This is a genomic window from Burkholderia pseudomultivorans (genome assembly GCF_902499075.1).
GTDB classification, from domain to species: Bacteria; Pseudomonadota; Gammaproteobacteria; order Burkholderiales; family Burkholderiaceae; genus Burkholderia; species Burkholderia pseudomultivorans.
The window spans coordinates 59,376-78,901 of record NZ_CABVPP010000019.1 but is presented as its reverse complement, the minus strand read 5'-3'; the positions used below and the strand labels follow the sequence as shown (position 1 = coordinate 78,901).

General features: G+C 68.3%; 14 protein-coding genes. 9 read left to right on the top strand and 5 right to left on the bottom strand.

The genetic code is table 11. From position 1 onward, the window contains the following. Nucleotides 1-267 precede the first annotated feature (267 nt). The gene (locus BST28156_RS15355; protein ID WP_060240629.1) at nt 268-1,812 is read left to right on the top strand and encodes a methyl-accepting chemotaxis protein; all 1,545 of its coding nucleotides are present in this window, start codon (nt 268-270) and stop codon (nt 1,810-1,812) included. Between the two features lie 126 nt (nt 1,813-1,938). On the opposite strand, the gene gabD is transcribed toward BST28156_RS15355, so the two are convergent. Both gabD and BST28156_RS15345 read right to left on the bottom strand, forming a co-directional pair. Further along, nucleotides 1,939-3,408 (bottom strand): NADP-dependent succinate-semialdehyde dehydrogenase, encoded by a 1,470-nt coding sequence (gene gabD, locus BST28156_RS15350; protein WP_174902617.1) that lies wholly within the window; start codon nt 3,406-3,408, stop codon nt 1,939-1,941. A 76-nt stretch (nt 3,409-3,484) separates the two neighbouring features. Next, nucleotides 3,485-4,774: a 4-aminobutyrate--2-oxoglutarate transaminase gene (locus BST28156_RS15345; protein ID WP_060240631.1), complete on the bottom strand. Its 1,290-nt coding sequence runs from the start codon at nt 4,772-4,774 to the stop codon at nt 3,485-3,487. A gap of 120 nt (nt 4,775-4,894) precedes the next feature. Here BST28156_RS15345 and pdxR point away from each other — a divergent pair, with 120 nt between their 5' ends. Continuing rightward, complete coding sequence (gene pdxR / locus BST28156_RS15340; protein WP_174902616.1) at nt 4,895-6,406, top strand: MocR-like pyridoxine biosynthesis transcription factor PdxR; 1,512 nt, start codon at nt 4,895-4,897, stop codon at nt 6,404-6,406. A gap of 81 nt (nt 6,407-6,487) precedes the next feature. Here pdxR and BST28156_RS15335 read toward each other — a convergent pair whose 3' ends face one another. Then, nucleotides 6,488-7,324: an EamA family transporter gene (locus tag BST28156_RS15335; protein WP_174902615.1), complete on the bottom strand. Its 837-nt coding sequence runs from the start codon at nt 7,322-7,324 to the stop codon at nt 6,488-6,490. 110 nt (nt 7,325-7,434) lie between these two features. Here BST28156_RS15335 and selD point away from each other — a divergent pair, with 110 nt between their 5' ends. The 3 genes from selD (at nt 7,435) to BST28156_RS15320 (ending at nt 10,509) form a co-directional block, all read left to right on the top strand. Continuing rightward, nucleotides 7,435-8,499 (top strand): selenide, water dikinase SelD, encoded by a 1,065-nt coding sequence (selD, locus tag BST28156_RS15330; RefSeq protein WP_174902614.1) that lies wholly within the window; start codon nt 7,435-7,437, stop codon nt 8,497-8,499. A gap of 70 nt (nt 8,500-8,569) precedes the next feature. Beyond that, entirely contained in the window at nt 8,570-9,160 is a 591-nt protein-coding gene (locus tag BST28156_RS15325) for a LysE family translocator (protein WP_060249160.1), read from the top strand. A 275-nt stretch (nt 9,161-9,435) separates the two neighbouring features. After that, a complete protein-coding gene (locus BST28156_RS15320) occupies nt 9,436-10,509 on the top strand; it encodes a purine-nucleoside phosphorylase (RefSeq protein WP_174902613.1) in 1,074 nt (357 codons plus the stop codon). Nucleotides 10,510-10,706: 197 nt separating this feature from the next. On the opposite strand, the gene BST28156_RS15315 is transcribed toward BST28156_RS15320, so the two are convergent. Together BST28156_RS15315 and ceoR are read right to left on the bottom strand one after the other, a co-directional pair. Beyond that, a complete protein-coding gene (locus BST28156_RS15315; RefSeq protein WP_009693100.1) occupies nt 10,707-11,000 on the bottom strand; it encodes a DUF4148 domain-containing protein in 294 nt (97 codons plus the stop codon). A gap of 425 nt (nt 11,001-11,425) precedes the next feature. Then, complete coding sequence (ceoR, locus tag BST28156_RS15310) at nt 11,426-12,430, bottom strand: putative multidrug efflux transcriptional regulator CeoR (RefSeq protein WP_060240637.1); 1,005 nt, start codon at nt 12,428-12,430, stop codon at nt 11,426-11,428. 173 nt (nt 12,431-12,603) lie between these two features. Here ceoR and BST28156_RS15305 point away from each other — a divergent pair, with 173 nt between their 5' ends. From BST28156_RS15305 to opcM, 4 genes are read left to right on the top strand one after another with little or no spacing between them, the layout of a single operon-like run. Continuing rightward, nucleotides 12,604-13,464, top strand: coding sequence for an alpha/beta hydrolase (locus BST28156_RS15305; RefSeq protein WP_009693102.1), 861 nt, complete (start codon nt 12,604-12,606; stop codon nt 13,462-13,464). A gap of 31 nt (nt 13,465-13,495) precedes the next feature. Beyond that, on the top strand, nt 13,496-14,713 hold the full coding sequence (ceoA, locus tag BST28156_RS15300) for a multidrug efflux RND transporter periplasmic adaptor subunit CeoA (protein ID WP_174902612.1): 1,218 nt from the start codon (nt 13,496-13,498) through the stop codon (nt 14,711-14,713). A gap of 45 nt (nt 14,714-14,758) precedes the next feature. Continuing rightward, the gene (ceoB, locus tag BST28156_RS15295) at nt 14,759-17,959 is read left to right on the top strand and encodes a multidrug efflux RND transporter permease subunit CeoB (RefSeq protein ID WP_174902611.1); all 3,201 of its coding nucleotides are present in this window, start codon (nt 14,759-14,761) and stop codon (nt 17,957-17,959) included. Between the two features lie 10 nt (nt 17,960-17,969). Then, complete coding sequence (gene opcM / locus BST28156_RS15290; RefSeq protein WP_174902610.1) at nt 17,970-19,511, top strand: multidrug efflux transporter outer membrane subunit OpcM; 1,542 nt, start codon at nt 17,970-17,972, stop codon at nt 19,509-19,511. Nucleotides 19,512-19,526 lie beyond the last annotated feature (15 nt).

The following is a 19,526-nucleotide window of genomic DNA, read 5'->3' as shown; positions in this document are numbered from 1 at the left end:
GATGCAATTAGCTGCGCGCGGAAATAATCGCGAATACGGTAAAAGCATTGTCCGACATGGGTCTGGTTTTATCCATGAACATCTTGTTTGACGAATATCAGAGTCGACGGTTAAATCGCGCGATTTTCCGTTGAGCGGGTAATGTTTTCCGGAAATTTGCCGAAAAGAGCAGGGGTCGGATCGATGGCTTGCCGCATGCCGGCGGCCGCCGGTCGAAAGCCTTTTATCCAGAAACGGGCGCAAAACCCGTCCACCGGAGCCCTGTACATGCGCAACAACCAGCCCGTCACGCAACGCGAATTCGATTTGCCCGACGACGCGACGCTGATGTCGACCACCGACGCGGACAGCTACGTCACGTACGCGAATGCGGCCTTTATCCAGGTCAGCGGATTTTCCGGCGAGGAAATCGAAGGCCAGCCGCACAACCTCGTGCGCCATCCGGACATGCCGAAGGAAGCGTTCGCCGACATGTGGGCGACGCTGAAGGGCGGCGAGCCGTGGTCCGCGCTCGTGAAGAACCGCCGCAAGAACGGCGACCATTACTGGGTGCGCGCGAATGCGCTGCCGGTGATGCGCAACGGCCAGCCGCAAGGCTACATGTCGGTGCGCACGAAGCCGGCGCGCGACGAGATCGCGGCCGCCGATGCGTTGTATCGCGATTTCCGCGAAGGCAAGGCCGGCCGCCGCCGCTTCCACAAGGGGCTGGTTGTCCGCACGGGCGTGGCGAGTGTCGCGTCGCTGTTCCAGACGATGTCGGTGCGCATGCGCCTGAATTCGACGCTGTGCGTGCTCGCGCCGGCCGTGATCGGCGCGGGCTGGGCGTGCGGTCTCGCCGGCGGCGGGCTCGCCGCGTTCGCAGCGGCGACGCTCGGCCTGTCGATTGCGGCAGGCCTCTGGCTCGACGCGCAGATCGCGCGGCCGCTGCGCCAGCTGCGCGACCAGGCGCTGAACGTCGCGACCGGCGAGAGCCGGCGCGGCGTGCGGATGAACCGCGTCGACGAGATCGGCATGACGCTGCGCACGATCAACCAGCTCGGGCTGATGTTCCGCTGGCTCGTCGACGACGTCAGCGAACAGGTGCTCAACGTCCAGCGCGCGAGCAACGAGATCGCGCAGGGCAACAACGACCTGAGCGCGCGCACCGAGCAGGCCGCGACCAGCGTGCAGCAGACGGCCGCGTCGATGGCGCAGATGACGGCCACCGTGGCGAGCAATGCGGAGACGGCACAGCAGGCCAACCAGCTGTCGGTATCGGCGAGCGACGCGGCCGAGCGCGGCGGGCAGGCGGTGTCGGAGGTCGTTGCGACGATGAGCGACATCACCGAGAGTTCGCGCAAGATCGCCGACATCATCGGCGTGATCGACGGCATCGCGTTCCAGACCAACATCCTCGCGCTGAATGCGGCGGTCGAGGCCGCGCGGGCGGGCGATCAGGGGCGCGGCTTCGCGGTCGTCGCCGGCGAGGTGCGCGCGCTGGCGCAGCGCAGCGCGAACGCGGCGAAGGAGATCAAGACGCTGATCGGCGCGAGCGTCGAGCGGGTCGAATCGGGCGCGCGGCGCGTGGACGAAGCCGGCCGCACGATGGAGGACATCGTCTCGCAGGTGAAGCGCGTGTCGGACCTGATCGCGGAAATCAGCTCGTCGACGGCCGAGCAGAGTACCGGCGTCGCGCAGGTCGACCAGGCGGTCGTGCATCTGGACAACATCACGCAGCAGAATGCGGCGCTCGTCGAACAGAGCGCGGCGGCGTCCGAGAGCCTGAAGCAGCAGGCGACGCGGCTGGTCGATGCGGTGAACGTGTTCCGCTGAACGCGGCAGGAAGGTGACGCGGGCGCGACGGAGAGGGGCGCCGGCCCGCGTCGGTGCCGCCCGGTTCCGGCCGGGCGGCAGGGTCCGCGAGCGCGCCCGGCGGGCGCGCTCACGCATCCCGAACCGTCAGACGGCGAGGCAGAGGTACTTGATCACGACGTAGTCGTCGATGCCGTAGTGCGAGCCTTCGCGGCCGAGGCCCGACTGCTTGACGCCGCCGAACGGCGCGACTTCGTTCGAGATCAGGCCCGTGTTCACGCCGACCATCCCGTATTCGAGCGCTTCGGCGACCTTCCACACGCGGCCGATGTCGCGGCTGTAGAAGTACGCGGCGAGGCCGAACTCGGTGTCGTTCGCGAGCCGGACCACTTCGTCGTCGCTGCTGAACTTGAACAGCGGCGCGAGCGGCCCGAACGTCTCTTCCTTCGCGACCTTCATCGCCGGCGTGACGCCGGTCAGCACGGTCGGCTCGAAGAAGCCGTGGCCGAGCGCGTGGCGCTTGCCGCCGGTGACGACGGTCGCGCCCTTCGCGAGCGCGTCCTCGATGTGCGCCTCGACCTTCAGCACGGCCGCTTCGTTGATCAGCGGACCCTGCGTGACGCCCGGCTCGGTGCCGCGCCCGACCTTCAGCTGGCCGACCGCCGCAGCGAGCTTCTGCGCGAACTGGTCGTACACGGCTTCATGCACGTAGAAGCGGTTCGTGCACACGCAGGTCTGGCCGCTGTTGCGGTACTTCGATGCGATCGCGCCCTGCACGGCCGCGTCGAGATCGGCATCGTCGAACACGATGAACGGCGCGTTGCCGCCGAGCTCCAGCGACACCTTCTTGACCGTCGCCGCGCATTGCGACATCAGCAGGCGGCCGACCGGCGTCGAGCCGGTGAACGACAGCTTGCGCACGATCGGGTTCGACGTCAGCTCGCCGCCGATCGCCTTCGGATCGCCCGTGACGACGCTGAACACGCCGGCCGGCACGCCCGCGCGCTCGGCCAGCACGGCCATCGCGAGCGCGGAGAACGGCGTCGCCTCGGCCGGCTTCACGACGATCGGGCAGCCTGCGGCAAGTGCCGGGCCGACCTTGCGCGTGATCATCGCCGCCGGGAAGTTCCACGGCGTGATCGCCGCGCACACGCCGATCGCTTCCTTCGTCACGACGATGCGCTTGTCGCTCGCCGGCGTCGGGATCGTGTCGCCGTACACGCGCTTGCCTTCCTCGGCGAACCACTCGAGGAACGACGCGGCATAGCCGATCTCGCCCTTCGCCTCGGCAAGCGACTTGCCTTGCTCGGTCGTGAGGATCAGCGCGAGGTCGTCGGCGTTTTCCATCATCAGGTCGTGCCACTTGCGCAGGATGACCGCGCGTTCCTTCGCGGTCTTCTTGCGCCACGCCGGCCACGCGGCGTTCGCGGCTTCGATCGCGTGACGCGTCTCGGCCGCGCCCATCGCCGGCACGGTGCCGAGCAGGCCGCCCGTCGCCGGGTTGCGGACTTCGAACGTCTCGCCGTTCGCCGCGCCTTGCCATTCGCCGTTGACGTACGCCTGCTGGCGGAACAGCGACGGATCTTTCAGTGCCAGGGTTTCTTGAACAGTGCTCATTCCGGTACCTGCTGTGAAGATGAAACGGCCGCCGCCGTCTTCAAGACGGCGGCGGCGCATTCGGTTGACGGGGAGCTCAGGCCGGCACGCCGACCGTTTCCTTCAGCACTTCCTCGAGGATCGCGAGCGCTTCGTCGAACACGGCTTGCGGGATCGTCAGCGGGAACAGGAAGCGCACGACGTTCGAGTAGACGCCACAGACCAGCAACAGCAGGCCGCGCTCGAGCGCACGCGCCTGCACGCGCTTCGTGAATTCGGCGTCCGGCTCGCCGGTGCCCGGCTTCATGAACTCGACTGCGATCATCGCGCCCGGGCCGCGCACGTCGGCGATCTGCGGCACGTCGGCCTGCAGTGCGTTCAGCTTCGCCTTCAGCACGTCGCCGAGCTGCGTCGCGCGCTCGCACAGCTTCTCTTCGTCGATGATGTCGAGCACCGCGTGCGCCGATGCGACCGCCAGCGGGTTGCCCGCGTACGTGCCGCCGAGACCGCCGGGCGCGGCCGCGTCCATCACGTCCGCACGGCCGACGACGCCCGACAGCGGCATGCCGCCCGCGAGGCTCTTCGCCATCGTGATCAGGTCGGCCAGCACGTCGTAGTGCTGCATCGCGAACAGCTTGCCGGTACGCGCGAAGCCCGTCTGCACTTCGTCGGCGATCAGCAGGATGCCGTGTTCGTTACAGATCTTGCGCAGCGCGCGCACGAACTCGGCCGGCGCCGGGTTGAAGCCGCCTTCGCCCTGGACCGGTTCGAAGATGATCGCGGCGACGCGCTTCGGATCGATGTCGGCCTTGAACAGCATCTCGATCGCCTTGATCGAGTCGGCGGTCGTCACGCCGTGCACGGCGTTCGGGTACGGCGCGTGGAACACGTCGCCCGGGAACGGGCCGAAGTTCAGCTTGTACGGCGCGACCTTGCCGGTCAGCGCCATGCCCATCATCGTGCGGCCGTGGAAGCCGCCCGAGAACGCGATGACGCCCGGACGGCCGGTCGCCGCGCGCGCGATCTTGATCGCGTTTTCGACGGCTTCGGCGCCGGTCGTGAAGAATGCGGTCTTCTTCGGGAAGTCGCCCGGCGCGCGGGCGTTGATCTTCTCGGCCAGCTCGACGTACGACGCGTACGGGACGATCTGGTACGCGGTGTGCGTGAAGTGGTTCAGTTGCTCGGAGATCGCCTTGACGATCTTCGGGTGGCGGTGGCCGGTGTTCAGCACCGCGATGCCGGCGGCGAAATCGATGAAGCGACGGCCTTCGACGTCCCACAGCTCCGCATTTTCGGCGCGGGCGGCGTAGAACTCGCACATCACTCCGACGCCGCGCGGGGTGGCGGCGTTCTTGCGGGCCAGCAGGTCGGCATTCTTCACGGTCATCTCCTTGATGTTCTTTCCGGTGAGTAGGGAATCGGGCGCATCGGCAGCCCATGGAGGCGACTATAATCACATTTGGCTCTGACAATCAGAGCCATTTCAATAAATAATCAGGAGCCAATCATGCGCGCAAGCGTGTTGTCGGACTGGCTGGCGCAGCGCCTCGTGCGCGGCGGCGCGCAGCCGATCTACCGGCAGCTTCACCGGCTGCTGCAGCAGGCGATCCTGTCGCGCGAGCTGCCGGCCGGCACGCGCGTGCCGTCGTCGCGGCTGCTGGCGGCCGAACTCGGGATCGCGCGCAACACGGTGACGCAGGTTTACGAACAGCTTGCGCTCGAAGGCTACGTGAACTCGGCGACCGGGCGCGGCACCTTCGTCGCCGACAGCGCGCCGGACGAGATCGTCGGCGCGCCGCCCGACGCGTCTGTCCGGCCGGCGGCGGCCGTGACTTCGTCGGTGCGGCCGCTGTCCGCGCGCGGCACGCGGCTCGTCGAGGGTGCGGGCGTGTCGAAGCGGCAGGGCGGCGCATTCATGCCGGGCGTGCCCGACGTGTCGCGGTTTCCGGCGCGCGTGTGGACGCGGCTGCACAACAAGTACTGGCGCCGGCTGCGTCCCGACCTGCTGACCTATGCGCCGGGCGGCGGCCTCGCGCTGCTGCGCGAGGCGCTGGCCGACTATCTGCGCACGTCGCGCTCGGTGCGCTGCACGCCCGAGCAGATCGTGATCACGACCGGCATCCACCAGTCGATCGACCTCGCGGTGCGGCTGCTGACCGATCCGGGCGATGCGATCTGGACCGAGGATCCGTGCTACTGGGGCGTGCGCAGCGTGCTGAACGTGTCGGGCCTGACGACGCGGCCGATCCCGGTCGACGAAGAAGGGATCGCGCCGTCGCCTGCCGATCTCGCCGAGCCGCCGAAGCTGATGCTCGTCACGCCGTCGCACCAGTATCCGCTCGGGATGGTGATGAGCCTCGCGCGGCGGCGGATGCTGCTCGAATATGCGCGCCAGCACGGCTGCTGGATCATCGAGGACGACTACGACAGCGAATTCCGCTACGGCAGCCGGCCGCTCGCGTCGCTGCAGGGCCTCGACACGTCGGGGCAGGTGATCTATGTCGGCAGTTTCGGCAAGACGCTGTTTCCGGGGCTGCGGGTCGGCTACCTGGTCGCGCCGGAACCGCTCGCGGAGAGCTTCGCGACCGCGAGCGCCGAGCTGTATCGCGAGGGGCAGCTGCTGCAGCAGGCGGTACTCGCGGAATTCATCGCGGAAGGGCATTTCGTGTCGCATATCCGCAAGATGCGCACGCTGTACGGGCAGCGCCGCGAGGTGCTGCTCGATGCGGTCGCGCGTCGCTACGGCGATGCGCTGCATGCGCTCGGCAGCGACGCGGGGCTGCATCTCGTCACGCAGTTGCCCGACGGCGTCGACGATCGCGCGGTCGCGCAGGCTGCGCTCGAACGCAATATCGTCGTGCGGCCGCTGTCGGGTTATTACGCGGAGCGCGAACGCGCGGCGTCGGGGCTGCTGCTCGGCTATGCGTGCGTGCCGGAGGACGAGATCGCGACGGCGTTCGCGACGCTCGCCGAGGCGATCGACGAGCGGGCGTTCGGCGGGGCGGTTGCGGTGGCCTGAGGCGCGTCGTCCGTTGCGATGCGTGCCGATCGCCGCGGCGCGCAAAGCATCCGCGTTTCGGTTTCGCCGCGCGCGCGCCGGCTACAGCCGGATCAGCGCCGCGCCCGCCACCACCAGTGCGCATGCGACGAGCCGCTGCGCGCCGGGCCGCTCGCGCATCACGAGCCAGCCGATTGCGACTGCGAAGATCGAGCTGGTCTCGCGCAGCGCCGATACCGTGCCGACCGGCAGGTGCCGGTACGCGAGAATCACGATCCCGTACGCGGCGAGCGAGATCGTGCCGGCGATCGCGCCCTGCGCGAGCGCGGTGCGCGAGCCGAGCACCGCGCGCGGGCCGCCGCGCAGCGCACCGACCAGCACGAACTGCGGCACGCTCCACAGCACGTACACCCACGCGATATAGCCGAGCGCGCTTCCCGACGCACGCGCGCCGATCCCGTCGCAGATCGAATACGCGGCGATGAATACGCCTGTGAGCAGCGCATACGGCACGCCTTCGCCGGAAAACCGGAATCCGCGCCGCAGCGCGAGCGACATGATGCCGAACGACACCAGCGCGATGCCCGCGAAGCCGAGCGGCGTCGGCCGCTCGTGCAGTATCGCGAGCGCCAGCACCGAGACGAGCAGCGGCGAGATGCCGCGCGCGATCGGATAGATCTGCCCGAACTCGCCGCTGCGGTAGGCGCGTGCGAGCGTAAAGCAGTACGCGACCTCGAGCGCGGCCGACGCGGCGATATACGGCCACGCGGCCCGCGCCGGCGCGGGCAGCAGCGCGGCGCCGGCCAGGCCGAACGCGAGATACGGCAGCGACATCGTGCCGAGCTGGACGAGCCGGTCTTCGCTGACGTGGAGGAACGCATTCCAGATCGCGTGCAGCAGCGCGGAGCCCAGCACGAGGCCGATGAAGAGGTGGTCCATGGGAACGGGTTGACGGGGGCGGGAGAGGGCGCGCGGCCATTATGCGGGTATCGGGCGCGCCTGCACGGAATTGTCGATAATGGCGTGTTGTTATTCACCGGATGCCGACCATGACCGAAGCCACCCAAGCCCCGCCCGCCGTTCCGCGCCTCACGAGCCTGTCGCATGGCGGCGGCTGCGGCTGCAAGATCGCGCCGGGCGTGCTGTCCGAGCTGCTGAAGCGCGCGACGCCGCCCGCACTGTTCCCGGACCTGCTGGTCGGCACCGAGACGTCCGACGATGCGGCCGTGTACCGTCTGAACGACGAGCAGGCGATCGTCGCGACGACCGACTTCTTCATGCCGATCGTCGACGATCCGTTCGACTTCGGCCGCATCGCGGCGACCAACGCGCTGTCCGATGTCTATGCGATGGGCGGCAAGCCGATCCTCGCGCTCGCGCTGGTCGGGATGCCGATCAACGTGCTGCCGCACGAGACGATCGCGGCCGTGCTGCGCGGCGGCGAAGCGGTGTGTGCGGACGCGGGCATTCCGGTCGCGGGCGGTCACTCGATCGACTCGGTCGAACCGATCTACGGGCTGGCGGCGCTCGGCGTCGTGCACCCGTCGCGCGTGAAGCGCAACGCGGCCGCGCGCGCGGGCGACGTGCTCGTGCTCGGCAAGCCGCTCGGCGTCGGCGTGTTGTCGGCGGCGCTGAAGAAGAACCAGCTCGACGACGCCGGCTACGCGCAGATGGTCGCGACGACCACCAAGCTGAACCGGCCGGGCGCCGAGCTTGCCGCGCTGCCGGGCGTGCATGCGCTGACCGACGTGACGGGCTTCGGGTTGCTCGGCCATACGCTCGAACTGGCGCGCGGCGCAGGGCTGACCGCGCGCGTGCACTACGCATCGCTGCCGTGGCTCGCGGGCGTCGAGACGTTCGTCGCCGATGGCGTGTTCACCGGCGCGTCGGGGCGCAACTGGGCCGCGTACGGCGCGGACGTGCGGCTGGCGGATGGTTTGCCGCCCGTCGCGCAGGCGCTGCTGACGGATCCGCAGACCTCGGGCGGCCTGCTCGTGGCGTGCACGCCCGACGCGGTCGAGGACGTGCTGGCCTGCTTCCGCGCGGACGGCTTCGACCGCGCGGCCGTGATCGGCGAGATGACGGACGGCCCCGCGCGCGTCGACGTGGCCTGACGCGAATTTTCACGCGCGCTTTTTGGCGGCCGCTAGAATCGATGCCTTCCCTCGAGGGCATCGACGACCGATGAACGATTACCTGTTCGGGCTGATGATCGCGCTGTCGGTCGGGCCCGTCGCGCTGATGATCGCGAACTACGGGATGCGCGCCGGCACCGCGAGCGGCGTGCGCGCGGCCGTCGGCGTCGCGACCGCCGACGGCTGCTACGCGGTGGTCGCGTTTACGATCGGCGCGGTGCTGGCGAGCACGCTGGCCGCGCACCTGTCGCTGTTTCGCCTCGTCGGCGCACTCGTGCTGCTCGCGATGGGCGCGCGGATGCTGTGGCACGCGCTGCGCGATCGCCGCCGCACGCTCGACGGCGATGCACGGCCGCCGGGCGATCGACCGTTCATGTCGATGTTCTTCGTCACGCTCGCGAACCCGCTGACGATCCTGCTGTTCTACGGTTACGCGACGGCCGCCGCGGCCACGCACCGGCACTGGCTGACCGGTGCCGCGTGCGTGTTCGTCGGCAGCCTCACGGGGCAGCTGGTGTTCGCGTTCGGCGGCAGCGCGATCGGCCGCGTCGTGAAGTCGCCGGCGCTGCTGGCCGCGAGCCACGTGGTCGCGGCGCTCGTCGTGCTCGGTTACGGCGTCGCGGCGCTGGCGCGGTTGTAGCGGCGGCTTTGCGATGCGCGGGCCGTGGCCCGCCGATTGCGCCGGTTCGGTGCGTCGGCGGATCGAATAGCATTCCTGACGTTGTCGATCGATGCGCCGCGCGATACAGGCGCAGACCGCCTCGCGTCCCTTCATGTGCGATGCCGCACCGAGCGCGTCGAAACCCGCCCCGGCGTTTCGTAGTCGGGTTCCGTGTCGCGCACGCGCGTTCTATACTCGGTCGCGCAGTCTCCGAGAGCCGTTCTCACCCAACATCACCGAAACAAGGAACGCCGATGCTGACTCGCTCGATACTTTCCGCCGCCGCCTTCTCGCTGGCGGCCTGTGCGACCGCGCCGTCGATTGCGCAGGATAACCAGGGCAACGCAGGCAATGCCTTCGCCGAGACCGGCGCACAGGGCCGCCCGGTCAAGGTCATGATCATCACGATGTTCGGGCCGGAAGGCCAGGCCTGGCTCGACCGGATCGGTCCGTGGCGCGACATCGCCGTGCCGGGCCTGTCGCCCGACTACCCGAACGTACACTGCAACAAGCAGGACGTGTGCGTGGTGACGACCGGCATGGGCTATGCGAACGCCGCGTCGACGATCATGGCGCTGACGTTCTCGCAGCGCTTCGACCTGCGGCACACCTACTTCCTGGTCTCCGGCATCGCGGGCGTCGATCCGGCGCAAGGCACGGTCGGCTCCGCCGCGTGGTCGAAGTATCTCGTCGATTTCAGCCTGCAATGGGAGCTCGACGCGCGCGAGATTCCCGCCGGCTGGAACACCGGCTATCTCGGCATCAACACGAAGAGCCCGAACGACAAGCCGCCGCTCGACTATCGCACCGAGGTGTTCCAGCTCAACCCGAAGCTGGCCGACGCCGCGTATGCGCTGTCGCGCAACGTCGTGCTCGCCGACAGCGCGCAGGCGCAGGCCGCGCGCGCGAAGTTCACCTACGCGCCTGCGAACCGGCCGCCGACGGTGATCCAGTGCGACACGTCATCCGGCAACACGTGGTTCTCCGGCACGCTGATCGGCGAGCGCGCGCGTCAGTGGACCAAGATCCTGACGGACGGCAAGGGCACGTACTGCATGACCGCGCAGGAAGACAACGCGACCTACGAAGCGCTCAAGCGCGCGGCGAGCGTGAAGCGGGTCGACCTGTCGCGCGTCGCGGTGCTGCGCACCGGTTCGGATTTCGACCGGCCGTACGACGGACAGACGAGCGCCGACAACCTGCTGAACTACGCGGACCAGGGCGGCTTCGCGCCGGCGACCGAAAACCTGTACCGCGCGGGCAATCCGCTGGTGCAGGAGATCGTCACGCACTGGGGCGAGTGGCGCGACGGCGTGCCGCGCCGCTGAAGGCCGGCCGGACGTTCGGCCGCGCCGGTCAATGCGATCGCGGGGCCGAGCGGAACGGCGTCCAGACCGGCGTGCTGTCGTCCCAATGGTCGAGCGGCGAAGGAAGTTGATCGTTCATCATCTGCTCCAGCAACTAACTGATTGAGTCGTCGTCGCCACGCCGCGCGCGGGTTCGCCCGCTGCGCGGCGTGACGCGTTTACCGGCCTGCGCCTGCGAGCTGGTTGCCTTCCGGCGTCGGGCGATACGGGCCCTGTGCCAGTTCGAGTCCCTGCGGATACGACGTCGCCTTGCGCAGGTAAGCGAGCGTGCCGTCGCGGCGTGCCTGCTCGACTTCCGCGTTGACTTCGGCGCGCGTGCGCGGGCCGTTGTGCTGCGAGTACCACGACGTGTTGCCGTAGTCGCCGGCATGCGGTGCGGACGTATCGGCGAAGGCCGGTGCGGACACGGCGAGCGCCAGGGCGACGGCGGAAAGAAGATTGCGGCGGTTCATGACATCACTCCTGTATCGGCGGAGTCGGCGCTTTCGCGCCGGCCCCGGTCCCGTCGTCGGACGGGACTCGTTTGATGCGCAACGTGTGCGCTACAGGGTTTACTCTAGGTGTCCGATCCGTCGCGATAAATGCCGCCGACGCGAATTGAATTGTCGTCTCAGAGGAACAATCGTCATCCGCACGGCCGGCGCGGGTATTCGAAAACCGTCGGAAGCCGCATCGCGCGGGGCTTGCGCCGATGTCGGGCCGGCTGCGCGGTGCGCGCTGCGCGATTGGCCGCGCGCGACACAAAGGTGTGCTGCGGATTCAGGAAGGATGCAGGCGCGGCGGTACGCGCATGCAGTGCGAAAGCGATGCGGCGCACGGACCGGACAGCCCGTGCGCCGCGCAGGGGACGCGCGCGTCGGACGCGCGGCTCAGCGGATCAGGCGACCCACTCGTTGATCACCGGCGTATCGAGCGCCGGCGCGCGTTCGGCTTCCTCGAACGTGCGCTTGCTGCACGTCGCGTCGAGGCAGCCCTTGCCGCTCAGCAGCGGGCAGCGGTCGAATACTTCGGCGATCCAGTCGACGAACACGCGCACCTTCGGCGACAGGTGGCGGCTGTGCGGATACACGACCGAGATCGGCATCGGCAGCGGCTTGATGCCGGGCAGCACTTCCTTGAGCCGGCCTTCGCGCAGGTGCGGCAGCACCATGAACAGCGGCGGCTGGATCAGCCCGAAGCCTTCGAGCCCGCAGGTCACGTACGCATCCGCATCGTTGACCGACACGATGCCGTTCATCTTGACCTCGGTTTCCTTGCCGTCGATCAGGAACGACCAGTCGATCGTGCGTCCCGTGCGGCTCGAGAAATAGTTGACGGCCTTGTGGTCGTTCAGGTCCTCGATGGTCTGCGGCTCGCCATGCCGTTCGAGATAGTCGGGCGACGCGACCGTCACGCCCTCGAACAGGCCGACGCGGCGCGCGACGAGCGACGAGTCCTGCAGCGCACCGACGCGGATCACGCAGTCGACGCCTTCCTGCAGCAGGTCGACCGGACGGTCGGACAGACCCAGCTGCAGATCGATGTCCGGATAGCGCGTGTGGAATTCGCACAGCGAAGGAATGACGAGCAGCCGTCCGATCGAGCCGGGCATGTCGATACGCAACTTTCCGTGCGGCTTCCGGTTGTTGTTCTGGAAGCTCGCCTCGGTTTCCTCGACGTCCGCGAGGATCCGCACGCAGCGTTCGTAGTACGCGGCGCCGTCGGGCGTCAGCGACAGCCGGCGCGTGGTCCGGTGCATCAGCCGCACGCCGAGGAATGCTTCGAGATTCTGGATGATCGTCGTGACGGACGCCCGCGGCAGGCTGAGCGTTTCTGCTGCTTTGGTGAAGCTGCTTGTATCGACGACGCGAGTAAACACCTGCATGGCCTGAAGCCGGTCCATCACAACCTCCGCAATCTAATGAGCCGCCGGAACAAAGAGGCTGCGCCGCCTCGTAGGCAACGCAGCCTCTGATTGTTCGGGGGCGTTGAATTGTGTTGCCGGATTATAGGCATTTATCCCAATGTCTGCCGGACCCAGAATTCGTTCCATCTCGAAATGGATGCTGCATCGTCATGGACGCTTCCGAATTCAGCAAATTCCTGCAGGCAGCGCTGCCCGCCGAAGCCAGGCCCGGCGCGGCGCTGACGGTCGCCGAGGTGGAAATCCCCGGCTACGCGCAGGACATCGCACTGCGCGTTTATCGCCGCGCGGACAAGACCGGGTTGCCAGTAGTGCTTTACTTCCACGGCGGCGGCTTCGTGCGCGGCACGCTCGAAGACGCCGATTTTGCCGCGCGCTTTTTAGCAGAACGCTTACCGGCGCTCGTAGTGTCGGTCGATTATTCGCTGGCGCCGGCGTTCCCGTTTCCGGCCGCGCCGGAGGATGCGTATCGCGCGGCGGTGTGGGCCGCGACGCGTGCGCGCGCGTTCGGCGGCAACCCGAAGAAGATCGGCGTCGCCGGACACGATGCGGGCGGCCAGCTCGCGAACTGTCTCGCGTTCATCGCGCGCGACCGCGGCGAAGTGTCGATCGTCGCGCAGGCGCTGTTCGGGCCGATGCTCGACCCGAGCATGACGCGCATCGGCGATGCCGACCGCCTCGCGTCCGACATCACGCCGCGCGAATGCGCGGCATGCTATCGCGCGTATCTGCCCGAGGCGGCGCAGCGCATGCATCCGTATGCGGCGCCGCTCGAATCGTCGCGCCTCGCGGGCTTGCCGCCGACGCTCGTCGTCACCGCACAGAACGACGTGCTGCATGTGGAAGCGGAGAAATACGCGGGCTGCCTGATCTCGTCGGGCGTGCTGACGCAGGTGATCCGCTATCCGGACGTCACGCACGCCGCGCTCGCGACCCACGAAGCCGCGTTCGAAGAGGCCGTGCGCTTCTTCCAGTGCCGCTTCCAGGCGCGCCAGCCGAACCGCAACGAATAACCAATCCAATCCACGCTTACTGGAGATCCATATGGCCATCCTACGCACCTCCCGTTCACGCATCGCGACAGCGGCGATCGTGACGCTTGCCGTCGTCGGCCTCGGGACGTTCGGCGCGATGCGCGTCAACGCGAACGCACCCGAGAAGGCCGCCGCCCCGCTGCCGGAAGTCGACGTCGCGGCCGTCGTGCCGCAGACCGTGACCGACTGGCAAAGCTATTCGGGCCGCCTCGAAGCGGTCGAGAAAGTCGACGTGCGCCCGCAGGTGTCGGGCACGATCGTCGCAGTGAACTTCAAGGACGGCGCGCTCGTGAAGAAGGGCGACGTGCTGTTCGTGATCGATCCGCGCCCGTATCAGGCGGAAGTCGACCGCGCGGCCGCGCAGCTCGCGGCCGCGCAGGCGCGCAACGGCTACGCGCAGACCGACTGGCAGCGCGCGCAGCGGCTGATCGGCGACAACGCGATCGCGAAGCGCGATTTCGACGAGAAGCAGAACGCGGCGCGCGAAGCAACCGCGAACCTGAAGGCGGCCGAAGCCGCGCTCGAAACCGCGCGCATCAACCTCGGCTACACGCGAATCACCGCGCCGGTGTCGGGGCGCGTGTCGCGCGCGGAAATCACGGTCGGCAACGTCGTGTCGGCCGGCGCATCGGCCGCGCCGCTGACGACGCTGGTGTCGGTGTCGCCGATCTACGCATCGTTCGACGCGGACGAGCAGACCTACCTGCAATACATCAACGGCGCGCGCGACGGCCGCAAGGTGCCGGTCGAACTCGGCCTCGCGAACGAGACCGGCTACTCGCGCAGCGGCGTGATCGACTCGGTCGACAACCGGCTCGACACGTCGTCGGGAACGATCCGCGTGCGCGCGCGTTTCGACAATGCGGACGGCGCGCTGGTCCCCGGCCTGTATGCGCGCGTGAAGGTCGGCGGCAGTGCGCCGCACCAGGCGCTGCTGGTCGACGACGCGGCGATCAACACCGACCAGGACAAGAAGTTCGTGTTCGTCGTCGATGCGCAGGGCCGCGTGTCGTATCGCGAAGTGCAGCAGGGCATGCAGCACGGCAACCAGCGCGTGATCGTGAGCGGGCTGGCCGCCGGCGACCGCGTGATCGTCAATGGCACGCAGCGCGTGCGGCCCGGCGAGCAGGTGAAGCCGCACATGGTCCCGATGTCGGGCGGCGATGCGCCGTCCGCGCCGCTCGCGGACAACGCGAAGCCGGCCGCAACGGCGAAGGCGGATTCGTAAGCGGCCCGCCGCGACGCATTCGCGTTCAACCAGACAGAGCCATCCATGAACATTTCCAAATTCTTTATCGACCGGCCCATCTTCGCAGGAGTCCTATCGGTGATCATCCTGCTCGGCGGGGTGATCGCGATGTTCCTGCTGCCGATTTCGGAATATCCGGAAGTCGTGCCGCCTTCGGTGATCGTGAAGGCGCAGTACCCGGGCGCGAACCCGAAGGTGATCGCCGAGACGGTCGCGTCGCCGCTCGAAGAGCAGATCAACGGCGTCGAGGACATGCTCTACATGCAGTCGCAGGCGAACAGCGACGGCAACATGACGATCACCGTCACGTTCAAGCTCGGCACCGATCCGGACAAGGCCACGCAGCTCGTGCAGAACCGCGTGAACCAGGCGCTGCCGCGTCTTCCGGAAGACGTGCAGCGGCTCGGCATCACGACCGTGAAGAGCTCGCCGACGCTGACCATGGTTGTGCACCTGATCTCGCCGGACAACCGCTACGACATGACGTATCTGCGCAACTATGCGCTGATCAACGTGAAGGACCGGCTGTCGCGGATCCAGGGCGTCGGCCAAGTGCAGCTGTGGGGCTCGGGCGACTACGCGATGCGCGTGTGGCTCGATCCGCAGAAGGTCGCGCAGCGCGGGCTGTCCGCCGAGGACGTCGTGCAGGCGATCCGCGAGCAGAACGTGCAGGTCGCGGCCGGCGTGATCGGCGCGTCGCCGTCGCTGCCGGGCACGCCGCTGCAGTTGTCGGTGAACGCGCGCGGCCGCCTGCAGACGGAAGACGAGTTCGGCGACATCGTCGTGAAGACGACGCCGGACGGCGGCGTCACGCACCTGCGCGACATCGCGCGGATCCAGCTCGACGCGTCCGAATACGGGCTGCGCTCGCTGCTCGACAACAAGCCGGCCGTCGCGATGGCGATCAACCAGTCGCCGGGCGCGAACTCGCTGCAGATCTCGGACGAAGTGCGCAAGACGATGGCCGAGTTGAAGCAGGACATGCCGGCGGGCGTCGACTACAAGATCGTCTACGACCCGACGCAGTTCGTGCGTTCGTCGATCAAGGCCGTCGTGCATACGCTGCTCGAAGCGATCGCGCTGGTCGTGATCGTCGTGATCGTGTTCCTGCAGACCTGGCGCGCGTCGATCATTCCGCTGATCGCGGTGCCGGTGTCGATCGTCGGCACGTTCTCGCTGCTGCTCGGTTTCGGCTATTCGATCAACGCGCTGTCGCTGTTCGGGATGGTGCTCGCGATCGGGATCGTGGTCGACGATGCGATCGTCGTGGTCGAGAACGTCGAGCGCAACATCGAGAGCGGGATGAGCGCAAGGCAGGCGACCTACAAGGCGATGCAGGAAGTGAGCGGGCCGATCATCGCGATCGCGCTGACGCTGGTCGCCGTGTTCGTGCCGCTCGCGTTCATGTCGGGCCTGACCGGCCAGTTCTACAAGCAGTTCGCGATGACGATCGCGATCTCGACGGTGATCTCGGCGTTCAACTCGCTGACGCTGTCGCCGGCATTGTCCGCGATCCTGCTGAAGGGCCACGGCGACAAGGAGGACTGGCTCACGCGCGTGATGAACCGCGTACTCGGCGGCTTCTTCCGGCGCTTCAACAAGGTGTTTCATCGCGGCGCGGAGAACTACGGGCGCGGCGTGCGCGGCGTGCTGTCGCGCAAGACGCTGATGCTCGCCGTGTATCTGGTGCTGGTCGGCGCGACGGTGCTGGTGTCGAAGGTCGTGCCGGGCGGCTTCGTGCCCGCGCAGGACAAGGAATACCTGATCGCATTCGCGCAGCTGCCGAACGGCGCGTCGCTCGATCGCACCGAGAAGGTGATCCGCGACATGGGCTCGATCGCGCTGAAGCAGCCGGGCGTCGAGAGCGCGGTCGCGTTCCCGGGGCTGTCGGTGAACGGCTTCACGAACAGCTCGAGCGCGGGCATCGTGTTCGTCACGCTGAAGCCGTTCGCGGAGCGGCACGGCAAGGCGCTGTCGGCCGGTGCGATCGCGGGTGCGCTGAACCAGAAGTACGGCGCGATCAAGGATTCGTTCGTCGCGGTGTTCCCGCCGCCGCCGGTGCTCGGCCTCGGCACGCTCGGCGGCTTCAAGATGCAGGTCGAGGATCGCGGCGCGGTCGGCTATGCGCGGCTCGCGGATGCGACCAACGACTTCATCAAGCGCGCGCAGCAGGCGCCGGAGCTCGGTCCGTTGTTTACGAGCTATCAGATCAACGTGCCGCAGCTCAACGTCGATCTCGATCGCGTGAAGGCGAAGCAGCTCGGCGTGTCGGTCACCGACGTGTTCAACACGATGCAGGTGTATCTCGGCTCGCTGTACGTGAACGACTTCAACCGCTTCGGGCGCGTGTACCAGGTGCGCGTGCAGGCCGATGCGCCGTTCCGCCAGCGCGCGGACGACATCCTGCAGCTGAAGACGCGCAACGACAAGGGCGAGATGGTGCCGCTGTCGTCGCTGGTGACGGTCACGCCGACGTTCGGCCCGGAAATGGTCGTGCGCTACAACGGCTACACGGCGGCCGACATCAACGGCGGTCCGGCGCCGGGCTTCTCGTCGGGGCAGGCGCAGGCCGCGATCGAGCGGATCGCGCACGAAACGCTGCCGCGCGGCGTGCGCTTCGAGTGGACCGATCTCACGTACCAGCAGATCCTCGCGGGCGATTCGGCGATGTGGGTGTTCCCGATCAGCGTGCTGCTCGTGTTCCTCGTGCTCGCCGCGCTGTACGAGAGCCTGACGCTGCCGCTCGCGGTGATCCTGATCGTGCCGATGAGCATTCTGTCGGCGCTGACCGGCGTATGGCTCACGCACGGCGACAACAACATCTTCACGCAGATCGGCCTGATGGTGCTGGTCGGCTTGTCGGCGAAGAACGCGATCCTGATCGTCGAATTCGCGCGCGAGCTCGAACACGACGGCAGGACGCCGCTCGAGGCCGCGATCGAGGCGAGCCGGCTGCGGCTGCGCCCGATCCTGATGACGTCGATCGCCTTCATCATGGGCGTCGTGCCGCTCGTCACGTCGACCGGCGCGGGTGCCGAGATGCGGCATGCGATGGGTATCGCGGTGTTCTTCGGGATGCTCGGCGTGACGCTGTTCGGGCTGATGCTGACGCCGGTGTTCTACGTGGTGCTGCGCACGCTCGCGGGCGGCAAGATTCACGTCGCCGGCAAGGACTCGGCCGGCTACGGCGTACCGGCCCAGGGTGTGCCGGCTTCGGATGCTTGAGGATAGACAGATGGACAACATGCACAACCCGAATGGCCTGATGCGCTTCGCGAAGGTGGCGGCCGCGAGCACGCTGCTCGCGACGTTGCTGGCCGCGTGCGCGGTCGGCCCCGACTACAAGCGCCCGGACGTGGCGACGCCGGCCGCGTTCAAGGAAGCGCCGACGCTGGCGCCGGGCGAGCAGGCCGGCACGTGGAAGCCGGCCGAGCCGTCGGACGACGCGCATCGCGGCGAATGGTGGAAGGTGTTCGGCGACCCGGTGCTCGATTCGCTCGAGGCGCAGGCGCTCGCCGCGAACCAGAACCTGAAGGCCGCGGCCGCGCGCGTCGAGGAAGCGCGCGCGGCGACCCGCAGCGCGCGCTCGCAGTGGTTCCCGCAGATCGGCGCGGGCTTCGGGCCGACGCGCGAAGGGCTGTCGTCGGCGTCGCAGTTCCAGCCGCAGGGCACCGGGCCGATCAACGCGACGCTGTGGCGTGCGCAGGGCACGGTGTCGTATGAAGCCGACCTGTTCGGCCGCGTCGGCCGCAACGTCGAGGCGTCGCGCGCGGACCAGGCGCAGAGCGAGGCGCTGTTCCGCTCGGTGCAGCTCGCGTTGCAGGCCGACGTCGCGCAGAACTACTTCGAACTACGCCAGCTCGATTCGGACCAGGACCTGTACCGCCGCACGGTCGAGCTGCGCGAGCAGGCGCTGAAGCTCGTGCAGCGCCGCTTCAACGAGGGCGACATCAGCGAGCTCGACGTGTCGCGCGCGAAGAACGAACTCGCGACCGCGCAGGCCGATGCCGTCGGCGTCGCGCGTCGGCGCGCGGCGTCCGAGCACGCGCTCGCGATCCTGCTCGGCAAGGCGCCTGCGGATTTCGCGTTCAAGGAGACGCCGATCGTGCCGGTCGCGGTGAGGGTGCCGCCGGGCCTGCCGTCCGCGCTGCTCGAGCGCCGCCCGGACGTGGCCGCGGCCGAGCGCGCGATGGCGGCCGCGAACGCGCGGATCGGTCTCGCGAAGTCCGCGTACTTCCCGAAGCTCGACATCACCGGTTCGTTCGGTTACGAAGCATCGACGCTCGGCAACCTGTTCCTGTGGTCGAGCCGCACGTTCCTGCTCGGGCCGTTTGCGGGGACCGCGCTGACGCTGCCGCTGTTCGACGGCGGGCGGCGCGCGGCCGGCGTGCAGCAGGCGCGCGCGCAGTACGACGAACAGGTCGCGAACTACCGGCAGCAGGTGCTGGTCGCGTTCCGCGAGGTCGAGGACAATCTCGCCGACCTGCGCCTGCTCGACGACCAGATCCGCGCGCAGGATGCGGCCGTCAATGCGTCGCGCCGGGCCGCGACGTTGTCGCGCACGCAGTACCAGGAAGGCGAGGTCGCGTATCTCGACGTGATCGACAGCGAACGGTCGGTGTTGCAATCGCAGTTGCAGGCGAATCAGCTGACCGGGGCGCAGGCGGTGTCGACCGTGAACCTCATCCGTGCGCTGGGCGGTGGGTGGGGTGGTGCGCCGACGGCGGCTGCGGTCGGCGATGCGGCGACGGCCAAGGCGGAGATCGCGGGGCGTTGACGCGTCGACGCGCGT